The organism is Collimonas humicola (assembly GCF_018304945.1).
GTDB lineage: Bacteria > Pseudomonadota > Gammaproteobacteria > Burkholderiales > Burkholderiaceae_D > Collimonas > Collimonas humicola.
Genome location: NZ_JAGQEE010000007.1, coordinates 189,247 through 211,248 on the forward strand (window position 1 = coordinate 189,247; position 22,002 = coordinate 211,248).

21 protein-coding genes are annotated in these 22,002 nt (G+C 60.4%); 17 read left to right on the forward strand and 4 right to left on the reverse strand.

Features of this window, described 5'->3' with window-relative positions; translation table 11 throughout:
- Window positions 1-356: 356 nt before the first annotated feature.
- The gene (locus tag KHU30_RS20040; RefSeq protein ID WP_211444368.1) at window positions 357-1,136 is read left to right on the forward strand and encodes an alpha/beta fold hydrolase; all 780 of its coding nucleotides are present in this window, start codon (window positions 357-359) and stop codon (window positions 1,134-1,136) included.
- Between the two features lie 199 nt (window positions 1,137-1,335).
- On the opposite strand, the gene KHU30_RS20045 is transcribed toward KHU30_RS20040, so the two are convergent.
- On the reverse strand, window positions 1,336-3,090 hold the full coding sequence (locus KHU30_RS20045; RefSeq protein ID WP_211444369.1) for a chloride channel protein: 1,755 nt from the start codon (window positions 3,088-3,090) through the stop codon (window positions 1,336-1,338).
- 10 nt (window positions 3,091-3,100) lie between these two features.
- Window positions 3,101-3,508, reverse strand: coding sequence for a MarR family winged helix-turn-helix transcriptional regulator (locus KHU30_RS20050; RefSeq protein WP_211444370.1), 408 nt, complete (start codon window positions 3,506-3,508; stop codon window positions 3,101-3,103).
- A gap of 282 nt (window positions 3,509-3,790) precedes the next feature.
- On the opposite strand from KHU30_RS20050, the gene KHU30_RS20055 reads away from it, so the two are divergent.
- On the forward strand, window positions 3,791-4,222 hold the full coding sequence (locus KHU30_RS20055) for a universal stress protein (RefSeq protein WP_211444371.1): 432 nt from the start codon (window positions 3,791-3,793) through the stop codon (window positions 4,220-4,222).
- Window positions 4,223-4,302: 80 nt separating this feature from the next.
- Here the strand turns inward: KHU30_RS20055 and KHU30_RS20060 are convergent, their stop codons facing one another.
- The gene (locus KHU30_RS20060; protein ID WP_211444372.1) at window positions 4,303-4,674 is read right to left on the reverse strand and encodes a hypothetical protein; all 372 of its coding nucleotides are present in this window, start codon (window positions 4,672-4,674) and stop codon (window positions 4,303-4,305) included.
- Between the two features lie 368 nt (window positions 4,675-5,042).
- On the opposite strand from KHU30_RS20060, the gene KHU30_RS20065 reads away from it, so the two are divergent.
- Both KHU30_RS20065 and KHU30_RS20070 read left to right on the forward strand, forming a co-directional pair.
- Window positions 5,043-5,330, forward strand: a complete 288-nt coding sequence (locus KHU30_RS20065) for a hypothetical protein (RefSeq protein ID WP_211444373.1) — start codon at window positions 5,043-5,045, stop codon at window positions 5,328-5,330.
- A gap of 190 nt (window positions 5,331-5,520) precedes the next feature.
- Window positions 5,521-6,375, forward strand: a complete 855-nt coding sequence (locus KHU30_RS20070; RefSeq protein WP_211444374.1) for an NAD(P)-dependent oxidoreductase — start codon at window positions 5,521-5,523, stop codon at window positions 6,373-6,375.
- Between the two features lie 35 nt (window positions 6,376-6,410).
- On the opposite strand, the gene KHU30_RS20075 is transcribed toward KHU30_RS20070, so the two are convergent.
- Window positions 6,411-7,331, reverse strand: a complete 921-nt coding sequence (locus tag KHU30_RS20075; protein ID WP_211444375.1) for a bifunctional helix-turn-helix transcriptional regulator/GNAT family N-acetyltransferase — start codon at window positions 7,329-7,331, stop codon at window positions 6,411-6,413.
- Between the two features lie 281 nt (window positions 7,332-7,612).
- Here KHU30_RS20075 and KHU30_RS20080 point away from each other — a divergent pair, with 281 nt between their 5' ends.
- From KHU30_RS20080 to KHU30_RS20140, 13 genes are all read left to right on the forward strand, one after another.
- Entirely contained in the window at window positions 7,613-7,834 is a 222-nt protein-coding gene (locus tag KHU30_RS20080; RefSeq protein ID WP_211444376.1) for a hypothetical protein, read from the forward strand.
- Window positions 7,835-8,478: 644 nt separating this feature from the next.
- Window positions 8,479-11,208, forward strand: coding sequence for a TonB-dependent receptor (locus tag KHU30_RS20085; protein WP_211444377.1), 2,730 nt, complete (start codon window positions 8,479-8,481; stop codon window positions 11,206-11,208).
- A 305-nt stretch (window positions 11,209-11,513) separates the two neighbouring features.
- On the forward strand, window positions 11,514-12,164 hold the full coding sequence (locus KHU30_RS20090) for an energy transducer TonB (RefSeq protein WP_211444378.1): 651 nt from the start codon (window positions 11,514-11,516) through the stop codon (window positions 12,162-12,164).
- An 83-nt stretch (window positions 12,165-12,247) separates the two neighbouring features.
- A complete protein-coding gene (locus KHU30_RS20095; protein ID WP_211444499.1) occupies window positions 12,248-13,159 on the forward strand; it encodes a MotA/TolQ/ExbB proton channel family protein in 912 nt (303 codons plus the stop codon).
- A 2-nt stretch (window positions 13,160-13,161) separates the two neighbouring features.
- Entirely contained in the window at window positions 13,162-13,590 is a 429-nt protein-coding gene (locus tag KHU30_RS20100; RefSeq protein ID WP_098495917.1) for an ExbD/TolR family protein, read from the forward strand.
- 93 nt (window positions 13,591-13,683) lie between these two features.
- Entirely contained in the window at window positions 13,684-14,118 is a 435-nt protein-coding gene (locus KHU30_RS20105) for an ExbD/TolR family protein (RefSeq protein WP_211444170.1), read from the forward strand.
- Window positions 14,119-14,292: 174 nt separating this feature from the next.
- Entirely contained in the window at window positions 14,293-15,216 is a 924-nt protein-coding gene (locus KHU30_RS20110; protein ID WP_211444379.1) for a BadF/BadG/BcrA/BcrD ATPase family protein, read from the forward strand.
- Window positions 15,210-15,944 carry a GntR family transcriptional regulator gene (locus tag KHU30_RS20115; RefSeq protein WP_061938885.1) on the forward strand — a complete coding sequence of 245 codons (735 nt, stop codon included), beginning with the start codon at window positions 15,210-15,212 and terminating at the stop codon, window positions 15,942-15,944. The genes KHU30_RS20110 and KHU30_RS20115 overlap by 7 nt, the downstream gene beginning before the upstream one ends.
- Window positions 15,941-17,104 carry an N-acetylglucosamine-6-phosphate deacetylase gene (gene nagA / locus KHU30_RS20120; protein WP_211444380.1) on the forward strand — a complete coding sequence of 388 codons (1,164 nt, stop codon included), beginning with the start codon at window positions 15,941-15,943 and terminating at the stop codon, window positions 17,102-17,104. Before KHU30_RS20115 ends, nagA begins: the two co-directional genes overlap by 4 nt.
- Window positions 17,097-18,122, forward strand: coding sequence for an SIS domain-containing protein (locus tag KHU30_RS20125; protein WP_230427490.1), 1,026 nt, complete (start codon window positions 17,097-17,099; stop codon window positions 18,120-18,122). Before nagA ends, KHU30_RS20125 begins: the two co-directional genes overlap by 8 nt.
- Before the next feature lie 56 nt (window positions 18,123-18,178).
- Window positions 18,179-19,705 carry a beta-N-acetylhexosaminidase gene (gene nagZ / locus KHU30_RS20130; RefSeq protein WP_211444381.1) on the forward strand — a complete coding sequence of 509 codons (1,527 nt, stop codon included), beginning with the start codon at window positions 18,179-18,181 and terminating at the stop codon, window positions 19,703-19,705.
- Window positions 19,706-19,720: 15 nt separating this feature from the next.
- Window positions 19,721-21,076: an MFS transporter gene (locus tag KHU30_RS20135; protein WP_407928108.1), complete on the forward strand. Its 1,356-nt coding sequence runs from the start codon at window positions 19,721-19,723 to the stop codon at window positions 21,074-21,076.
- Between the two features lie 2 nt (window positions 21,077-21,078).
- Window positions 21,079-21,990, forward strand: a complete 912-nt coding sequence (locus tag KHU30_RS20140; protein WP_211444382.1) for a glycoside hydrolase family 16 protein — start codon at window positions 21,079-21,081, stop codon at window positions 21,988-21,990.
- Window positions 21,991-22,002: the final 12 nt, after the last annotated feature.

Consider the following 22,002-nt stretch of genomic DNA (forward strand, 5'->3'; position numbering starts at 1 on the left):
GACGACTGAAAATCAAAAAAGGGACGGCCTGTTCCAAGGCGTGGGCGAAAATGGAGACCTTTTCAGCCATCGTCAGACCTCGCAGTTTTTTCAGCCCTGATATGTACAAGGTCATGGTGGTCTGGGGCGGTTTTTAATGGTGGAAGCGGCGGGAATCGAACCCACTGCCGCTGGTTGACGCGCTTGGGCATGCCGGGCGCTGACGGCTGCCCCAGCTCGCCCGCGGCATGACGGTAGCCCCAGCATCGATTCAAGCTGCCAATGAGCGGCTTTTTATATGGGGATGTCAGCGGAGATTGATAATTCAAAAAATAATGTAGACTCAAAACGGTTTAATGCCCTGAAAATATTTGAGCATGAAAAGATTTACTTTTGATAGCGATGGCGTCCGCCTGTCTTACCTCGATTCCGGCATCGATGCGCCGTTATTGCTGGCAATGCATGGGCACTTTGGCTGCGCCCGCAATTTTTCGCCTTTGACACAGGCGCTGGCGCAGGACTATCGCGTGGTGGCCTTGGACCAGCGCGGCCATGGCTGGAGTCAGCATCCTGAAGATTGCTCCAGGGGCGCCTATGTCAAGGACATACGCAACCTGGTCAGGCATCTAAGCCCGGAACGCCCGCTGTTTTTGCTGGGGCACTCGCTTGGCGGCGTAAATGCCTACCAATTCGCAGCTCAGCATCCCGATATGGTTAGTGCATTGGTGGTGGAAGATATCGGCGTGCATGTCTCCCCCATGGTCGGGTTCGCGGTCGACTGGCCGCATCGTTACGCCAGCTTGTCCGATTTGCTGGAACTGCTGGCGGACAAGGGGCTAAGCGGTGACCGATATTTCCTGGATAGCGCTTGCGAATATGACGATGGCTGGGGCTTTCGGTTCGACCCGCATTGGATAGCCCGCTCCCAGCATGCCGTGACTGGTGACTGGTCAGGCGACTGGTTGCAACTGCAATGCCCTACGCTGCTGTTGCACGGTATGCGCAGCAGGGACATGCGAACGGAAGATGGCCAGTGGATGCTGGCTAATCATCCCAATTGCAGCTATCTGGAGTTTGCCGCCGGCCATACTATCCATGACGAGTTGCCCGATGAATTTGCCGACGCGGTCAAGAGCTTCTTGCGCGCCAACGCTTAAGATCGGCCTCCTTTTTGAGTAGGCTGCCCTGCATTCCGCTGCTGCATTGGAAGCCATATCTACAGCAATCAGGCCGCTCAACAAGATCCCGATCATCGCACGCAGCAAGCTCTTAGGCATCCAGGTTGACTGGCCGCCGCCGTTTCGCGTGCAAATCCTTCCAGCCAATACATCGCTGGGTCCATGGACTTCCTCCGGTTCAGCTTAACAGCCGCTCGCGTTTTTGCTCTTCATCGAAAAACAGCCGCGACGGCTTGATCAGGTCGCTGCGGCTGATGATGCCGATCAGGCGGCGGCTTTGCAGATCGGTGACTACCGGCAACCGCTCCAGGTGATGCGTCGCCATGCGTGCCGCCGCGATGCGGCAGGTCTCGGACGGCAGCGCGACCAGGGCGGCGGATTGCTCCAGATATCCCGGATTGAACAAGGTCGTCAGTGGGTTGCTGCCATCGGCTTGCGGGCCGAAGCTGCTGCGTTCGATCATTCCCAGCAAACCGTACTCGATATCGACCACCGGGTAGCAGCGATGCATTTGCTGCGCGCCGAAATAGCGCTCCAGGGTTTCCGCGATGGTGAGGCTGGCGGGGATTGCCACTGTCGCATGCGTCATGACCTCATCCACGTGCTGGCGTTCCAGCGGATCGACGCCGTATTCGCGGTAGATGTGGTAGCCGCGGCGGGCGATCTTCTCGGTCATGATCGAGCGCCGCATGGTGAGGACGGTGAAGCCGTAGGCGACGCCGGTGGTCAGTAGCAGCGGCAGCAGGGCGTTGGTGTCGTGGGTCAGGCCGAAGGCGAAGACCGCTGCGGTAAGCGGTGCGCCGAGCACGCCGGCCAGGACCGCGGCCATGCACACCAGCGGCCACAGATGGGCGTCGCCGCCCGGCAGCCATGGCCCCAGCACTGTGCCGAGGCCGGCGCCGATAATCAGCAGCGGCGCCAATACGCCGCCGGAGGTGCCGGAGCCGAGCGCGATGACCCAGATCACCGCTTTCACCAGCAGCAGGCTCAAGGCGACTTGCATGAGCAGGTTGCCGTTCAGCAGATCGCCGATGACATCGTAGCCGACGCCCAGCGCACGCGGCTCGAAATAGCCGCCTATGCCTACTGCGATGCCGCCCAGCGCGGGCCACCACATCCAGTGGATCGGCAATTTGCTGAACAGATCCTCGACCCGGTACAAGGCGGTCGACATCAATGCCGACAAGGCGCCGCCGAGGATGCCGGCGACGACGCAGGAGAACAGCGCGCTGGGGCCGATTTCCGGCGTCTGCAATGGAAACAGCGGACCGGCGTCCAGCAGCAGCGGGCGGGTGAATCCGGCTACCGCGCAGGCGACGATCACCGGCAGCAGGCTGCGCGGCCGCAATTCGAACAGCAGCAATTCCACCGCCAGCAGCACTGCCGCCACCGGCGTGCCGAATACGGCAGTCATGCCGGCTGCGGCGCCGGCCACCAGCAGGGTCTTGCGTTCGGCTCCCGTCAGGTGGAAATGCTGGGCGATCAGCGAACCGATGGCGCCGCCGGTCATGATGATCGGACCTTCCGCGCCAAACGGGCCGCCGCTGCCGATCACGATGCCGGACGACAGCGGCTTGAGTATGGCCACCTTGGCCGACATCTTGCTTTTGCCGAACAGGATTGCTTCGATTGCTTCAGGAATCCCATGGCCGCGGATTTTCTCGGAGCCGAAACGCGCGATCAGGCCGACAATCAAGCCGCCGAGCACCGGCAGCAAAATTACCCACAAGCCCAGATGGTTGCCGGCTGGCGAACGCACGGCGAAGGACAGCGACTGATAAAAGAACAGATTGGTGAATAGCCGGATCAGGTTCAGCAGGGCATAGGCCGCCAGGGTGCCGCAACCGCCGATGATCACCGCGATCAATGAAATCCTGAGCAGGCGCGTATCGGCCGCGAAATCGCGTTTGTGCGAGTGGTGGTTCGAAGACATGATGAAGTTCTCAGATGTTGATGGTGGGGACGCGGAAAATATCGGTCAGGGTAGTCAGCTCGGTACGGTGCAGTTCCGCCAGCTTGGCCAGGCAGCGCTCGCCGTCCGGCAGCAGGTGGATATTGACCTGGCGGCGGTCGACGTCGCTGCCGCGGCGCTGCACCAGCTTCAGTTTTTCGCAACGCGAGATCAGCGCCACCACGCTGTGATGCTGCGATTGCAAGCGCTCGGCCAGCTCGCCGACGCTGGCCCAGTCGCGGCCGGGCGTTCCTTTTACATGCAGCAACAGCAAATATTGTTGCGGCGTGACGCCTTCGCTCTGCGCCGCTTCTTCGCTGAAGCGCAGGAATTTCCGGAGTTGGTAACGAAATGTCGACAGAGCTTCAAAGTCTTGCTTGGTCAAGGACGGGGATGGCATGCTCGGTTCTTTGGAGTGGCGGGGTTCTATGGGGGTGATTAATATATCACAATACGATATATTGATCCAAGAGGCCCGGCTTTTCTTGCCGATCAATTTTCCATGGACCATGCCTGAGATCCTGCGCCTGACATGCGTCTTACGCGCTGCCAGGCGAAAAAATCGGGCCGAAGATTATCCGTTCATGCGCAGCGCCAGGAAATTTCGTGCGCTGAAATGCAAAGGGCGCACAATAGCTCTATCTATTCGCATGCGACGGACCCGTGGTGACAGGAGGATGTCATGTACAAGAAAATTTTGGTTGCCTACAACGGCACTCCGGAGAGTCAGTCCGCGCTGCACGAATGCATTCGCATCAACCCGCCGCCGTCGACTGAAATCCATTTGCTGGCGGTAATTCAGCTTTGTCCGTATGGCATGGCGGGAGGCTATGCTCCCGAGCTGGCATTCACCACCAATAGCCAGATGATGGAGCAAGAGCTGGAGCGGGGGCGGGCGCTGATGGCCGACGCCGGACTCGATGTGGTGCCTCATTTTCAGATGGGCGAGCCGGTCGAGGTCATTGGTGCGCTCGCGGATGCATTGGGGATCGATCTTATTATTGTCGGCCATCCACGCCGTAAGGCGCTTGCGATGCGCTGGTGGCGCGGTTCCATGGATGCATTGCTGATCGAGAGGGTTAAGTCCAGCATTCTGGTTGCCGTTCATCCTTGATCGGTTCGTACAGCAGCAGCCAATTGCCTCCGCCTTGACGGGCGCAAGTGCAATCGGCTAAGCCTTACCTGTTGCTTGGATCAGGAAGCAAAGACTCGCAAATATCCGCTGCTCCAGTTGGTCCACTGGCCGGTTGCTCCGTTCCAGGCGCCATGCAATGACGATCCATTCCAAATGGAACACTGCACCGTATGATCGTTGAACCAGATTGTTACCGGACTGCCGGAATTCTCCGGATTCCACGACCATTGCAAGGGATAGGAGGTTTCCTGATCAGGCGAGAACAGCACTGTGACTTGCGTCGGCGACCTGCCAAGTCCATGGGTAAACGCCATGTTGTGGTTGGTCTGGTTGTTGGCGTCTACCCAGCCTGAGTCATAACCGGCTGCTGGCGCAAAGGAAGCCTTTTCTTTGGAGATTTTCGAATCGGTGTAGACGACATTAGATTTCATGATTAATCCATCCATGGTTTTAAGCGTGCTTCTGAAAGGGAGGCATTAGCCAACAGATGCAAAAACGGTGACTGGCTTAATTATTGAAAGCTTTTCCGTTAGCCATGCCCGGCGCATATCCCTCGGATATGAGCGGCCATTAAATCAAGTTGCTTCGTGGAAATATGCTGTCATTAGTGATAGCTTGAAATTCCTGGAACTGGCTATTTATGGGCAGGACAGGGTGCTGAAAAATGCCGCCAGTCATTATATATTTCTCTCGATTTAACAGATTTGAAAATGATTGTGAAATCTCTTATTTATCATTGGACAGCGCAGCGTGGTTTCCACGATGATTTTGCTGAGCAGTGTTTTTTAGGGGATTTGAAATGGAAGCGCTCATCAACGATACATATCTCAACAAGAGTATCGAAAAGATCCTGGGATGCGCGACGCTCGCGCTTTACGGCGAGGACATCCGCTTTTCGGTGCTTCTCGCAATCCGCGACGTTCGCGACTATCTGATTAACGTCAAGGCAGGAGATCCGGCGTTCAACCAGCGAGTGTTCCAGAACAGTCTGACGGCACTGGCAAACAGCACGCATCCCAGCATGCCCGACTATAAGAAAACCATCGAGTATGCGGCGACGCTGATGACTGTTGAACTGGGCGAATAGCCGTAGCTATCGTCTGCTATGGAATCGTGCAGTTCGCACGCATCAAGCATCAAGCATCAAGCATCAAGCATCAAGCATCAAGCATCAGACATCAAGCCATCGCAAAACCGTCGGTCGCAAACCGTTAAATTGATCCGGTGTTATATTTCGACACTCTGTTGTTCGGGCTCAATTTAAAAGGAATACGATCATGGCAAATATCGCTTTTCTCGGCACCGGCTTGCTCGGAAGCGCATTCGCGGAGGCCGCCGCAAAACGAGGCGATTCCGTCACCGCATGGAATCGCTCCATCGACAAAGCACAAGCTCTTTCCCAGTTCGGCGTGAAGGCGGCAGCGACGCCTGCCGAAGCGGTGCGGACTGCCGCAAGAGTGCATATCGTGCTCAAGGACGACGCGGTGGTGGAGGAAGTTATTGCGGCGATCCGCGGTGAACTGTCTCCCGACACGGTCCTGATTGATCACACTACGACATTACCTGCGCTCACGGCCGAACGTGCCGCACGCTTGCATGCTGCCGGAGTGAAGTATTTGCACTGCCCAGTCTTCATGGGGCCTGCTGCTGCCCGCAATGCTCAAGGCTCGATGATGGCCGCAGGGCCGAAGGCGCTGTTTGAATCGGTCCAGGCGGATCTCGCCAAAATGACCGGGCGTCTCGAATACATGGGCGAACGCGCCGACCTTGCCGCGGCCAACAAGCTGTTTGGCAACGCCATGATCATCGGCCTCTCCGCGGTGATGGCCGACGTGCTGACCCTGGCGCAGGCGAGCGGCGTCAACGGCGAGGACGCCATCAAGCTGCTCGGGCTGCTGGATTTGAACGGCATGGTGGCGAGCCGGGGCGTGAACATGGCCAAAGGCAATTTCACCCCGAGTTTTGAATTGGCGATGGCGCGCAAGGATGTGCGGCTGATGCTGGAGACGACAGGCAAGCGGCCGATGGCGGCATTGCCTGCGGTCGCGGCCAGGATGGACCAGCTCATTTCAGCAGGACATGGCGCTGCAGATGCCAGTATCGTCGGCATCGACGCGGTGCCGCGGCCTTAAGCGCTGACCGCCGTGCAAAGCTGAATCGATCGCGCTCACAGATCGCGCGCCCAGGTCTCGCCAACCAGATCCTTGCCGAAGCTGTGATGGGATTCCTCCGCGATCTTTTCAAAACCGGCTTTCGTGTAGATATCGCGGGCGCCCACCAGGATGCTGTTGGTCCACAGCTGCATCTTCTTGTAACCCGCGAATTTCGCGAAATGCAGGCATTCCTCGACCAGCCGCCGGCCTATTCCCATGCCGCGCGCGCTTGGCTCGACGTATAGCATCCGCAGCTTGGCCGTGGTTTCGTCATGGCGCACGACGAATACGGAGCCGGCCACCTTGCCGTCCTTCTCGGCGATCCAGCAGCGCTCGGAAGCAGTGTCGAAATCGCGCATGTACTTGGCGACGATGTCGGCCACCAGCGCTTCGAAATCCGAATTCCAGCCATAGTCCTGCGCGTAGAGCACGCCGTGGCGGTGCACCACCCAGCCCATGTCGCCCGGCCGCGGATCGCGCAGCAGATAGGAAGAGGTGCGCTGGCCCAGCAGGCCTTCTATCTGCTGCATGGCGTCGACCAGCTGATGCTGTTCCGGCACCGATAATGTCCCCAGCATGGCGGCGACTTCGCGCTGAGACGCATCATTCAGCGGCGCGAAAGTAGCGTGCCCGAGCTCCGTCAGGCGCAGCTGCGCAATCCTGCCGTCGGTTTCCGAGCGCACGCGTTCGAGCAGGCCTTTTTTCTCGAAGCCGGAGATCACGCGGCTCAGGTAGCCGGGATTAAGGCTCAGCTCACGCGCCAGATCCGCCGCCGTCAACGCAGACCGGTGTGCCAGTTCATACAGGATGCGCAGCTCTGTGAGCGAAAATGCGCTATCGAGCAAGTGCTCGTGCAGCACGCCTATCTTGTCGGTGTAAAAGCGGTTGAAGCGCCGGACTATGCTGGCGCGATCGTCCAGTTGTTCGATAGTCATGTGACCTCAATAAGTTGCTTAAGGCTTCAATATAAGTGCTTTAGGCAACTAAATCAAGCCAACATAAGATTGTTGCCGGTCATCGGCCGCGTGATCATTTTGCGGCGCACCAAACTGATCCCTCCAATGTCGTCGGCCAGCGATGGCCGCCGGCGATTCGAGGCCGTGCCTCGCTGCCGGAGAGGCCCGGCATCCTGCCTTTCATCCTGCTCAATTTGTCGTTTCGACCGCAGTGTCGTGACGATATCCGCGATAAAACATATTCACCATTTTGGGTATTGATGCACCAAAGTGGTATTACAAAAAAACTACCAATACAAACTGGTCTTGATCATTTATTCAATGGTTTGAATGATGCTGCAACGCAGCGTTGTTTAGCGCCTTGGATAAGGCCGCTTGATTCAGGTAACGGCTTATATATTTTTATCAAAAATATATTGGGAAAAACATTATTTATTGCTTTTAATTTAATCAAATACCTTTTTTGCATCATGGGGGAGTGATTCCCGTGATCAATGTAAGCCTATGTTTTCATAGTAAAAAATCGAAATTTCAAGCCTGCGTGGATGTCAGTTGAAGCGCTGCTGCATCCATGTGGAAGAAGTTCAACAAAAAATCCGATAATTTTTATTTTCTAGAAAAATACATTTTTTCCAGGCCTGCTTTTCAAAAAAAGCGACCAGTCCAGTCGACTAAACAACACACATGTAGTTTGCGAAATAATGAATGTAAACAACGGTATATATAGTTATACGAATTGTGTTTTTTGATACCAATAATTTATTTATGTAATACCAGTTGAATGCCTATTGACAGCCACTTTTTCGGTCCATAGAGTGTCCCCAGCGCAACGTTTCTAAATGGAATTTTGGAGCTTGGGCGCAAGGCAGGTTGGGGTGATGTGCGGGGCAGAGTACGCACAACATCTTCGCCGCCAGGTCTTTGGAGAAGGAGCTGGCGGTGAAGCCGAAGCACCCGCGGTGACATGCGGCGTCTTGTTGGGTAGGTCTTGTTGTATTGGCGACTGTATCGAAAAAAGGTTCTCCCTTTGCCGGCTTGAAGCAACGTCAAACCGCATCGAGGAGAAGTAAATGAAAAATGGCCTGCGTCAGATAGGCTGGGCCGCAATCGATGGGGAGAACAGTAAGTGAATAAGAATTTGACACCAATAGCATCTGCCGTTGCACTGCTGGTCATGGCGGCAGCCATGCCGGCGTATGCGCAGCAAGCCGATGATGCAGCTGCAAAAGCTGACAGCAAGGCTACCGACAAGGGCGGCCAGATCGAGCAGGTCACCATCAGCGGCATTCGCGGTTCGCTGCAAAAATCCATCACTCAAAAACGCAATGCCGATTCGCATGTGGAAGTCATCACGGCCGAAGACATCGGCAAGATGCCGGACAAGAACGTTGCCGATTCGCTGTCGCGCGTGCCCGGCGTCACCATCGGCAACGCCGGCGCCACTGAAGGCGGTTTCGACGAAGCCGACCGTGTCAGCATGCGCGGCACCAGCCCGAGCCTGACGCAGACGCTCATCAACGGCCACAACGTCGCCTCCGGCGACTGGTTCGTGCTGGACCAGTCCGGCCAGGTCGGCCGCAGCGTCAGCTATACGATGCTGCCTTCCGAACTGGTCGGCTCAGTGGTGGTCCACAAGAGCTCTGAAGCCAGCCTGGTGGAAGGCGGGGTCGCCGGTTCGGTCGACATCATCACCCGCAAGCCGCTGGAGTTCAAAAAGCAATTTACTGCTGAAGCCACCCTCGGCGCCGTGTATGCCGATCTGCCGGGCAAGACCGATCCGCAGATGAGCGCATTGGTGAACTGGAAAAACGACGCGAACACCTTCGGCATCCTGGTGCAGGCGTTTTCGGAAGAGCGCCATCTGCAACGGCAAGGGCAGGAAATCCTCGGTTATACCAAGATCGCTCCGGGCAGCGCCATCGCTACCGCGCATCCCGACCTGGCCGGCGTGTATGCGCCTAACCTGATCAACTCGGCCCTGTTCGAGCAGCAGCGCAAGCGCACCGGCGGCTTGATCGATGCCCAGTTCAAGGTCAGCAACGATTTCTCTTTCGACATCAACGGCTTCACTTCAGAAATGAAGGCTGCCAACTATAACCGGAGCTATGAATTCTGGGGCGCGCAGGTCATCAACGCCGGCGCCGGCCAATCGCCGAATCCTGGCTACACGGTGAAAAACAATACGCTGACATCGGCGACTTTTGCTCCGGTAGCGGGCACCAACTACGGGGTTTACGACCAGATTTCACGTCCGGACGAAAGCGCCAGCTCAAATTTCATCGAGCTCGGCACCAAGTGGCGCGCAACTGATTCGCTGAACTTCACCACCAAGCTGGGCACCTCTGCCGGCGAAGGCAAGACGCCAACTCAGAACGTCGCTGAATGGAATGTCGGCGTTGGCGCCGGCGCCGGTTACCAGTTGAACGGCATCGGCACCGCCGCCAACTGGAACCTGGGTGCTACCAACAACGCCAGCCCCAACACCGGCACTACAGCGTTCGGCTGGATCTTCGGCGACCAGAACATCGACGTCAAGGACAAGGAAAACTGGGCGCAGGTTGATGGCGAATATTCCGCCGGCCTGGGAGCGTTGAGGACCGTTCAGTTTGGCTTGCGTTATAACGACCACAAGCGCAGTTCCGATGGCGTGATTGGTCAGGGTCCGGCGGCCGGCGCCAGCAATCCAGCCAATTTCCCGCAGGGCTTCCAAAATTTCCCGTCCAATTTCGGCAGCGGCCTGGGCAGCGGCTTCCCGACCAATGTCTGGTATTACACGCCAGGCCAGCTGGCAGCGTATAACGCCTTCACCAATCGCGATCCGGTGACGCGTGAAGATTGGAATTCCGAGTTTTCGGTCAAGGAAAAAAATACAGCCGGTTACCTGCAAGGCAATCTCGAAGGCGATCACTGGAGCGGCAATATCGGCTTGCGTCTCGTCCAGACCAAAGAGAGCGTCATCTCCAACGTGCTCGCGCCAGCTAGCGCGCCAGGTGCGATCACGACGTCCGCTTTCGGTCCGTTCGTCAAGCAGCACGACGACAATACCTACACCGACGTGTTGCCGAGCATGAACCTGAAGTTCGACCTGAGCAAGGATGTGGTCGCCCGTTTTGCCGCATCCAAGACCATGACCCGTCCAGACTACTCTGCGCTGGCCGGCCAGGTAACGCTGACGCCGCCGGCGCAATTCGGTTCTATCGGTTCCGGCAGCGGCGGCAATCCAGACCTGAAGCCTATTACTTCGAACAACTTCGATGCTTCGGTGGAGTGGTACTTTGCTCCGCGCTCGCTGGTGTCGGCAAGTATCTTCAACATGAACCTGACCAGCTATGTCGGCCTGGGCAGCGTCACCAGAAGTTATGTCACCAGCACGCCTGACCATCCTGCCAATTACATGGCGGATTATGTACTGACGGTGCCAACCAATACCAGCGGCACGGTCAACGGCATCGAACTCGCCTATGAAATGCCGTTGGGGAAAAACTTCGGTTTCGCCACCAACGCCACTTTCATCAACGCCTATGACGCCAGCAACGGTCCTCTGGTCGGCGCCTCGAAGCGTACCGCCAACCTGACGGCGTATTACGAAGATGAACGCTTCAACGCGCGCATCTCGTATAACTACCGCAGCGCCTTCTACAGCGGCCTGGATCGCAGCACAGCGTTCTATCAAGCCGGCGTCGGCACCCTGGCCATGTCTCTCGGCTACAAGTACAGCGAGCAGCTGGCCTTCACGCTGGATGCGCAGAACCTGAACAACCCGACCCTCAAGTACTACGCGCTGAGCGAAGACCAGCCACGTGCGTTCTACAAGAACGGCCGCCAGTTCTACCTGAATGCCCATCTGAAGTTTTAGTGAGCTGTAGCAAACTGCAGGCCTGCCGTGTAGCTTGCGGCATGCCGGCAGCAACTGAAGTTGTGTGCGGTTGAAGTAAGAGTTGACGTTGATTTTGCCGGGAGAGCGCTGATGACCGGATTTTTCTGCAGCTTGGCTTTGATGAAAACGCTCTCCGGTCTTTTTACCGCTCAGGTCGGATACGGTTCGATGTAAATACCAGCAAACCAGTACAAGTTCAGGACGCCGACAGACGACATGCCGCGCCGATGTCGTTGTCAATACCGAGATTGCCCGCAGTCAGGCAAACAAACAGGAGTCGTTGTATGGATTTCGCGCAGGATGGGAAAAATCCCTCCAAGAATGTAGTCGGCATCAGTGTGGTTGTTGCTCTGCATGTTCTTCTGATTTATGGACTTCTTACAGGATTGGCGCGCAAGGTTGTGGAAGTGATCCAGCAACCGGTCGAAACCAAGATCATCGAAGAGATCAAGCCGCCGCCCCCGCCGCCGCCGGACAAACCAGTGCCGCCGCCGCCAAAAACGGTCGCGCCGCCGCCGCCATTCGTTCCTCCACCCGAGGTCAAGGTCACGCCGCCGCCAGCGGACAATGTGATTGCCGCGGTCACCAATGTCAAACCGCCGAGCAACGATTTGCCGACATCCGTGGCGCAACCGGCCACTAACGGCGAGGCCGGCCCGGCGCACACCAGCGCCAAGATTGCCGGAAATTGCGAGAAGCCGGAATACCCGCGGACTTCCTTGCGCAACGAAGAAGAGGGCATGGTCACGGTCAAGCTGACTATCGGCGCCGACGGCAACGTGCTCGATTCCTCGGTTGAAAAGAGCAGTGGTTTCAAGGATCTGGACCGGGCCACGGTGAAAGCCTGGAGCCTGTGCCATTTCACGCCGGCCATGGCCGACGGCAAGCCCGTGCAGTCTTCGACAAAAATGCAGTATGTCTGGAAGCTTGAGTAGGCTCAACATCGAACGGCGCAAGCCTTACACCACGTCGCGATTGCGGCAATCTACTTTCTAAAATTTGGAGCAACAGCATGTCTATCACACGTAATCGCTTATCCGCCCTGGCCACAGCCCTGATGATTTCAGCCGCGGCGCTGTCGGCGCCGCTGGCCGTTGCGCAAACCGCGGCTTCGGCCCCGGCTGCATCCGCGGCGGCTGTTGCTGCCCCCGCTCCGGCTGCTACTGCCGCAGCATCGCTGGCCGACACCCCAACCCCGCCGCCGGCTCCTGCAGCCAAGGAAACCGTCGACAATCCATACGGCCTGGACGCCCTGTGGAAAGGCGGCGACTTCGTTGCCCGCGGCACCCTGATCATCCTGGTGCTGATGTCGATGGGCAGCTGGTACATCATCATCACCAAGCTGATCGAACAAGTGAAACTGATGGGCCAGGCGCAAAACGCCAAGAAGACCTTCTGGAAAGCCGGCACGGTCGCCGCCGGCGTGGCGGGCTTGAAGCCGAACAGTGCTTATCGCTTTATCGCCGAGAATGGCGAGAAATCCACCGTGCACCACGACGGCGCCTTGCTGGAACAGATCGACCTGAACACCTGGGTGACGATGTCGATCCAGCGTTCGGTTGAAAAAGTCCAGAGCCGCCTGCAAGACGGCCTGGCTTTCCTGGCAACTGTCGGTTCGACCGCACCGTTCGTCGGTCTGTTCGGTACCGTCTGGGGTATTTACCATGCGCTGACAGCAATCGGTATCGCCGGCCAAGCGTCGATCGACAAGGTTGCCGGTCCGGTCGGTGAAGCGCTGATCATGACTGCGATCGGTCTGGCAGTGGCGGTGCCTGCGGTGCTGGGCTACAACTGGCTGGTTCGCCGCAACAAGAGCGCGATGGAAGAAATCCGTTCGTTCAGCGCCGACCTGCACTCGGTCCTGCTGAGCGGCGTGATGTCTTCGAGCTCGGCTAGCCAGGTTGCTCACATCAACAAAAAGGTTGGCTAATCATGGCGATGTCACTCGGCTCCCCCGATGGGGATGAAGACGAAGTGATCGGCACGATCAACACGACGCCGCTGGTCGACGTCATGCTGGTCTTGCTGATCATCTTCCTGATCACGATCCCGGTGGTGACACATACGATTCCAGTGAAGCTGCCGAACGAATTCGACGAACCTTATAAGACCAAGCCGGAGAACATCAACCTGGCGGTGAATAAGCAAGGCGACATGTTCTGGAACGAGCAACTGGTGCCGAATACCGCGACTTTGCTGTCGAAACTGAAGGAAGTGGCGGTAGAAGTGCCGCAACCGGAACTGCATATCCGCGGCGATCAGCAAACCAAGTATGAATACATCGGCAAGGTGATCCTGACTGCGCAGCGGGCAGGGATCGCCAAGATCGGGTTCATTACCGAACCGCCTGCACGCAACTGATCTGTCGGAGCAGGGTTCAAGAGGCGCCGAAAGGGGCCGCGTGACTCTGCTCCAACTGACTGCGCAGGAAGTCTCAAATATTAGGAGCATCAAATGGGTATGAATGTGGGCTCATCCGGCGGCAGCGCCAATGATCCGGAACCGATGATGGAAATGAACATGACGCCGCTGATTGACGTCATGCTGGTGCTGATCATCATGCTGATCATCACGATTCCGATCCAGAATCATGCGATCAAGCTGAACATGCCGACCGGTAATCCGCCGCCGCCGCTGGCTTTGCCAGTGGTCGACACGGTGGATATCGATCCGAGCGGCACGGTGATGTGGAACGGTACGCCGATGGCCAGCCGTGCAGAGCTGGAAGACCGCCTGAAAACGGTGGTCGCCGGCGGCAATATCGATGAAGTGCATCTGCGTCCGAACAAGCTGGTGGAGTACAAGTCGGTCGCTGCCGTGATGGCGTCGGCGCAGCGCTTGGGCGTCACCAAGATCGGCATCGTCGGCAACGAGCAGTTCATGGAGTAGCAAATAGTATTTTTTTAATCAGAAAACACGGCCTTCAAGTGGTATTTCGGTCTAATTTTTAATACCACTTAAAGGCCGGTTGACAGCCGCTTTCGGTCCCCATAAAGTGAATCCAGTTTGTTTCCGCGAATAAGAACAATGCCAGTGGCAGATGAAAGCGATGGATGCAACAACATGATTGAATACCTGATTGGCGTCGATGGCGGTGGCACCGGCACCCGCGTGCGCCTGGCGCGCAACGATGGCGGCGCTGCTGTGCTGCTGGCGACGGGCAGCGGCGGTCCTTCCGGGCTGATGCACGGCGTCGAAGCCGCCTGGTCGGCGGTGCTGGAGGCGCTGCAGGGCGCATTTTCAAGCGCAGGCCTGGTGCGGCCGGCGCTCGACAGGATGGCCATCGGCCTCGGCCTGGCCGGCGTCAACAACAAGCAATGGGCAGCCGAATTTTCCGCCAGCAATCCAGGCTTCCGCGATACCGTGATCGAAACCGATGCCTTCACGACATTGGTAGGCGCGCATCAGGGCCGGCCCGGGGTGATCATCGCCATCGGCACCGGCAGCGTCGGCGAAGTGCTGACTGCCGAGGGCAAGCGGCGCGAAGTCGGCGGCTGGGGCTTTCCCGCCAGCGACGAAGCCGGCGGCGCCTGGCTCGGCATGCGCGCCATTACCCACGCCCAGCATGTGCTGGACGGCCGCGCTGCCGGCAGCGATTTTGCCCGCGCGCTGATCCACTTTTGCGACCGCAGCAACCAAGCCCGCGGCGCCCGCTTCGACAGCCATCGCGACAGCATGTTCGCCTGGCTGGCAGGCGCCAGCCAGACCAGCTATGCGCAACTGGCGCCGCTGGTGATCGAGCATGCCGCCAGCGACGCCGCGGCCCGCCAGCTGATGCTGGCGGCCGGCCAGGAAGTGGCGCGCATCGCCGCTTCCCTGGATCCGGATGGACAACTGCCGATTGCACTGTGCGGCGGCCTCGCCGCGCATTTACAGCCGTACCTGCCGGAGCCGCTGCTGGCGCTGGTAGTCAAGCCGCATGCAGATGCCGCAGCGGGCGCATTACGCTTAATCGACCAAAGATTAAAAGGGAAGCAAACATGCTAGCTCAGATAGAAAAACTCAAGCCGGACGGCGCCAGCGACACGCCTTTGTACCTGCAACTGGTCAACCGGCTGTCGGAGCAGATCAACGGCGGCGTCTGGCAGCCGGATGAAGCGCTGCCTTCCGAAAGGATCCTGGCGGAATCGCTGGAAATCTCGCGGGTGACCGCGCGCAAAGCCATCGATGTCTTGTGCGAGCGCGGCATGCTGATCCGCAAGCGCGGTTCCGGCACCTATATCACGCCCAAGCTGGAACAGCCTTTGTCGCGCCTGACCAACTTCAGCGAAGAACTGCGGCAGCGCGGTTTCCGGCCGGGTTCGCAATGGCTGTTGCGCGAGACCGGCATCGCCGTCGCCGAAGAAATCCTGGCGCTGGGCCTGTCGCCGAACACCGTGGTGTCGCGCCTGAAGCGCCTGCGTACCGCCGACGACGTGGTGATGGCGATCGAAACGACCACCATCCCCGCCTTGTACCTGCCGGATCCGAAAGCCGTGACCGATTCGCTGTATGTGCACCTGGAGACGCTCGGCGTGGCGCCGGTGCGCGCCCTGCAGCATATCCGCGCCATCAACGCCAGCGCCGACCAGGCCAAGCTGGCCGACATCAAGACCGGCGCCGCGATGCTGCATATCACCCGCGTCGGCTATCTGGAAAACGGCGCGGCGATCGAGCTGTCGCATTCCTATTGCCGGAGCGACTACTACGACTTCGTTGCGGAGCTGCGGCGATGACCGATGGCCGCCACCCAGGCGGCGCATCGAGCCACGGCAATGATCTGTCCGGCGTGACGCTGAGGGGCAATATCCTGACGCCGCAGGGCTGGGTCAGCGGCAGCCTGCATTTCGACGGCCGCATCGCTGCGATCGACGGCATGCCGGCCGATCCTGCCGACAACCTCGATCCCTACATCCTGCCCGGCTTCATCGATTTGCATGTGCATGGCGGCGGCGGCAAGGACATCATGGATGGCGGCGACGCCGTCGATGTCATCGCCGCCATCCACGCGCGGCATGGCACCACCAGCATGCTGGCCACCACCATGACGTCGCCGCTCAGCGATCTCGAAAACGCACTGGAAGCCTGCGGCCACGCCTGCCGCGCGCGCCGTCCCGGCACTGCGCGGGTGCTGGGCGTGCATCTGGAAGGGCCGTACATCAACCCGGGCAAGCTCGGCGCCCAGCCCGATTTCGCGCAGCCGGCGAGCTTGCAGGAAGTGACGCGGCTGAGCGCGCTGGCGCCGGTCAAGCTGATTACGGTGGCGCCGGAAATCGCCGGCCACCTGGAGGTGGTGCGGATGCTCAGCGATTCGGGCATGCGGGTGCAGATCGGCCATACCCTGGGCAGCTATGAAGACGGCGTCCAGGCGCTGGCGCACGGCGCTTCCGGCTTCACCCATCTGTTCAACGCCATGACCGCCTTCCAGGCGCGCGCGCCGGGCATGGTCGGCGCCGCGCTGGCGCATGCGCGCTACTCGGAACTGATTCCCGACCTGCTGCACGTGCATCCAGGGGCGATCAAGGCCGCCCTGCGCGCGATTCCGCGTTTGTACTGCGTGACCGATTCGACCGCCGCCACCGGCATGCCGGACGGCGACTACATGCTGGGGCGCCAGCAGGTACACAAATGCATGGGCGGCGTCAGGCTGGCCGACGGCACCCTGGCCGGCAGCACGCTGACCATGGACCAGGCGCTGCGCAACCTGGTTGGCCTCGGCCTCGACCTGGCCGATGCCTCGCGCCGCGTTTCGACCTATGCCGCCGACCATCTCGGCTTGCCGGAACGCGGCCGCCTGGCAAGCGGTTGTCATGCCGATCTGGTGGTACTGGACCGGAAACTCAATTTAACCAAGGTATATGTAGAGGGAGAGCAGATTGGTCTCACAGATGTTTAGTTCACAGATGTTGCAGGAAGCGTGTTCGGCCGCCGACCACGTGGCTTTACAGCTGGCGCGCGACGGCGACAGCTACGCCGCGCTGGCCGCTCGCCTGCGCCAGGCGCAGCCGGCCAGCGTGCTGACAGTGGCGCGCGGCAGTTCCGACCACGCCGCCAATTACTGCGCCTACCTGATCATGGCGCGCCTGGGCCGCATCGTCGCCTCGTTGCCGATGTCGCTGGTGACGCTGTACAAATCGCCGCTGCTGGCGCGCGATGCGCTGGCGATCGCGGTGTCGCAATCCGGCCAGAGTCCGGACGTGATCGAACCGATCCGCTATTTCCGCGAAGGCGGCGCCACGACTGTCGCGCTGGTGAACGATGCCGGCTCGCCGCTGGCCGCCAGCGCCGAATGGACGCTGCCGCTGCACGCCGGTCCCGAGCTGAGCGTGGCGGCGACCAAGAGCTTCATCACCAGCCTGGCGGCGGCGGCGCGGCTGGTGGGGCACTGGCAGGGCGATGCCGAATTCCTGGCGCAGATCGAGGCCTTGCCGGAAGCCTTGCAAAAGGCGACAGAAGTCGACTGGTCGCCAGCGATCGAAGTGCTGGCGCCGGCTTCCAGGATCATGGTGGTCGGCCGCGGCGCCAGTTTCCCGGTGGCGCTGGAAGCGGCGCTGAAGTTCAAGGAAACCTCGGTGCTGCAAGCCGAAGCATTCAGCGGCGCCGAGATCAAGCATGGCCCGATGGCCTTGATCGACGAAGGCTACCCTTTGCTGATTTTCGCCACGCGCGGACCGACCCAGGCCAGCCTGCTCAAGCTGGCGGAAGAAATGCGCGGCCGCGGCGCGCGCGTATTGCTGGCGGCGCCGGCCGACATCAAGGAACGCGACCTGACCTTGCCGCTGGGGCCGACGCCGGACCTGGATCCGATCGCGGCCATCCAGGCTTTCTATGTGATGGCGGCCAAGCTGTCGATCGCGCGCGGCCTTGATCCGGACCGTCCGCGCCATCTGAGCAAGGTCACCAAGACTAATTGAGCCAGTCAACGCAACAAGTTTGCGCCGGCGCTGCGCCTGCGCGATGGAGATGCAACATGAGTAACACAGCCAGCAAGCCCGGCCGCAGCGCGCGTGAAAGCGCCGGGCAACTGATCATGATCCGTTTTCCTGGCACGGTGCTGGACGACGATACCGCGCAGTTCTTGCGCGACAACCATATCCGGGCAGTCTGCCTGTTCCGCCAGAACATGGTCGATGCCGCGCAGCTGAGCAAGCTGACCGCCGACCTGCGCGCCGCGATGGGACCGAACGCCCTGATCGGCATCGACCAGGAAGGCGGCGCGGTGGTGCGCGCTACCTGGCTGCCGGCGCCGCCGGCGGCGATGTCGCTGGGCGCCGGCAACGACCTGGCGCTGGCGCAGGCGGTCGGGGCGGCGGTGGCGCGCGGCATCCGTTCGCTCGGCTTCAACTGGAATTTCGCGCCGGTGCTGGACCTCAACAACAATCCGGCCAACCCGGTGATCGGCGAACGCTCCTTCGGCTCCGATCCCCAGCGCGCCACCGAGCTGGCGCTGGCGTGGATGGAGGGCAGCCTGGCGGAAGGCGTGGCTTGCTGCGTCAAGCACTTCCCCGGCCATGGCGACACCCACGTCGATTCGCATCGCGACCTGCCCACCGTCGACAAGCCGCGCAGCGCGCTCGATGCGCTGGAGCTGGCGCCGTTCAAGGCAGCGCACCGGGCGCCGGCCATGATGAGCGCGCACATCGTCTATCCGGCACTGGACGCCGAACATCCGGCCACCTTGTCGCGCAAGATCCTAACCGATCTGTTGCGCACCGAATGGGATTATCGCGGCGTCATCATCACCGACGGCATGGACATGCATGCCATCGCCGGCCGCTACGGCGTCGGCAATGCCGCGGTGCAGGCCTTGTCGGCCGGCGCCGACATGGTCATGGCGCTCGGCAACCGCAGCACGCAGGAAGAAACGCTGGCGGCCCTGACGGCGGCGCTGTCCGCAGCCGAGGAGGGCGGCAACCTTGACCGCGCCGGCATCGATGCCCGCCTGGCCCGTCTCGACGCGCTGGCGGCTGCCTACCCATGCGCCGCCGGCAGCTATCTCACGGAAGCCGAAGACCGGCGCCTGATGGCGGCAGCCTGGCGCCGCGGCCTGACCGTGACCGGCAATCCGCAACCGCTGGCCGACGGCGCCAAAGTGCGCCTGCTGGCCTGCGCCGATGCCGCCGGCGACGGCGTTTCCGAAGCCGGCTTGCCGGCCAGCGCGGTGGCAGCCTTGCTGGCGCGCCGCTACGATGTCGAACTGGTCACTTTCGACGATGACGACAGCGTCGACTGGCGCTCGCTGCCGGACGACGGCCGGACCGTGATCCTGGCCTCCACCACGCGTCTGCGCTACGGCGAACGGGCGCGCAAGGAGTGGCGTCCCGATCTGCACCTGGCGCTGTGGAATCCGTTCCAGACCCTGGACATCGCCGCGCCCGCGCTGATCAGCTACGGCTTCGCCGATGCGGCGCTGGAAGCCGTGGCCGACTGGCTGGCCGGCAAGCAACCAGCCGCAGGCAGGATTCCGCTGGCATCCATGGCCAGCGGCCCGCAATAAACCTCAGGAACCAGAATGGCTTACCAACTCGGCAATCAGGAATCGATCATCCTACCCACGGCGGCTGTCGACATGCGCATAGAAGAAAAGCCCGAACACCACCCGGCGCTCTGGGTGCCGACACTGTACTTTGCCGAGGGCTTGCCGTATTTCGTGGTGGCGACCATTGCCGGCCTGATGTACAAGAGCATGGGCATGGGCAACGACCAGATTGCGCTATGGACCGGCATGCTGGGTTTCGTCTGGGTCTTCAAGCCGCTCTGGAGTCCGTTCCTGGAAGCGGCGCGCAGCAAGAAGGCTATCGTCCTGCTGTTCCAGTTTTTCGGCGGCGCCAGCCTCGGGCTGGTGGCGCTGGCGCTGCATTTGCCGAACTATTTTGCCGTCAGCATTGCCTTGCTGGGACTGGTGGCGATTTCTTCCGCCACGCACGATATCGCGGCCGACGGCTTGTACATCGCCAGCCTGAGTTCGACCCAGCAGGCCACCTATGCCGGCTGGCAGGGCGGCTTCTACAATGTGGCGCGTTTCTTTTCGCTGGGCGGGCTGGTGGTGCTGGCCGGCTATTTCGAGAAGCACATGGCGGTGGCGCAAGCCTGGAGCCTGATCTTCGGCATGCTGGGGTTGAGCATGCTGCTGCTGGCGGCCTATCATCTGTGGGCCTTGCCGGCTGGCCGCAATCCGGCCCGTCCTGCCGGCGGGATGAAGGGGGTCTGGCTGACCTTGCGCGAAGTGATCATCGATTTCTTCCAGAAGCCGGGCATCTGGCTGGCGATCCTGTTCATCATCCTGTTCCGCGCCGGCGAAGGCCAGATCACCACCATCGGCCCGCTGTTCCTGCGGGCGGCGCGCGCTGAGGGCGGCCTCGGGCTGGCGACAGCGGAAGTCGGCGCCGTGTACGGCACGCTGGCCACGGTCGCCTTCATCGGAGGCAGCCTGCTGGGCGGCTATTTCACCGCCTGGCGCGGCTTGAAGCGCAGCATGTTCTTCCTGATCCTGGCGATGAACCTGCCGAACCTGGCTTACTTTTTCCTGAGCACCGCCATGCCCGCCAACCTGGGCGTGATCGGCGCCGCCCTGAGCCTGGAGATGTTCGGCTACGGCTTCGGCTTCGTCGGGCTGATCCTGTTCATCATGCAGGAAGTCGCGGTCGGCAAGTACCAGATGGCGCACTACGCGCTGGGCACCGGCATCATGCAGCTGGGCTATGTACTGTTCAAGATCGTCAGCGGCTCGGTGCAGGCGGCGCTCGGCTACCAGCATTTTTTCCTGTGGGTGCTGGTGTCGGCGATACCGGTGCTGCTGCTGTCGCGCATCGTGCCGATCGGGCGTCATGAAAAGGCCGGCGGCGATGCGGCGCAGGCGGCAAGCTAGCGATGCGGCATTTTCGATATGGCGCATTGGCGTTGACCTTGGCGCTGGCGGCGGGCGGCGTCATGGCTGCTGCCGATTCAATTTTCTTTGACGATTTCCACTACGCCGACACCAAGGCGCTGGCGGCCGGCGGCTGGAAGATCCGCGACCAGCAGGGCCATCCCGGCATCGAGCACGGGCAGTGGGGGCCGGACACCGTCAGCCTGGTAGACGATCCGCAAACCGGCGGCGCGCGCCTGCTGCGCCTCAATGCGCGCACCGACGGCACGCCGCAAGGCACCTTCCAGGCCCAGCTCTGCCATCAGCGCAAGTATTTCGAAGGCACCTACGCCGCCCGCATACGTTTCAGCGATGCGCCGCTGGCGGGACCCGGCGGCGACCTGGTGGTCGAGTCCTTCTATACCTCCAGTCCGCTCAAGCATGATTTCGATCCGCAATACAGCGAACTGGACTGGGAGTACCTGCCCAACGGCGGCTGGGGCAATCCACGCAGCCGCCTGTACAGCGTGTCCTGGCAGACGGTGCAGATGGAGCCCTGGAATGCTTTCAACCAGGTGCACGAAGAACAGCGCGCGCTGGGCGGCTGGCACACGGTGCTGATGCAGGTTGCGGCCGGCAAGATCCGCTATTTCCTCGATGGCGCGCAGCTCGACGAGCACGGCGGCCGCAATTACCCGGCGCAGCCGATGTCGATCAATTTCAACCTGTGGTTCTCGCCTAGCGGCGTGCTGGCCGACAGCAAGGAGCAACGCAGCTACCAGCAGGATGTGGCCTGGGTGCTGCACGCCAAGGATAGGCTGCTGTCGCCGGCGCAGGTGGACGCTGCCGTCGGCGCCTATCGCAAGGCCGACACCCACCGGATCGATACCGTACCCGCGATGACGCCGGCCCTGGCGTCGAACTGCGATTTCTGATTTTACTGAGCG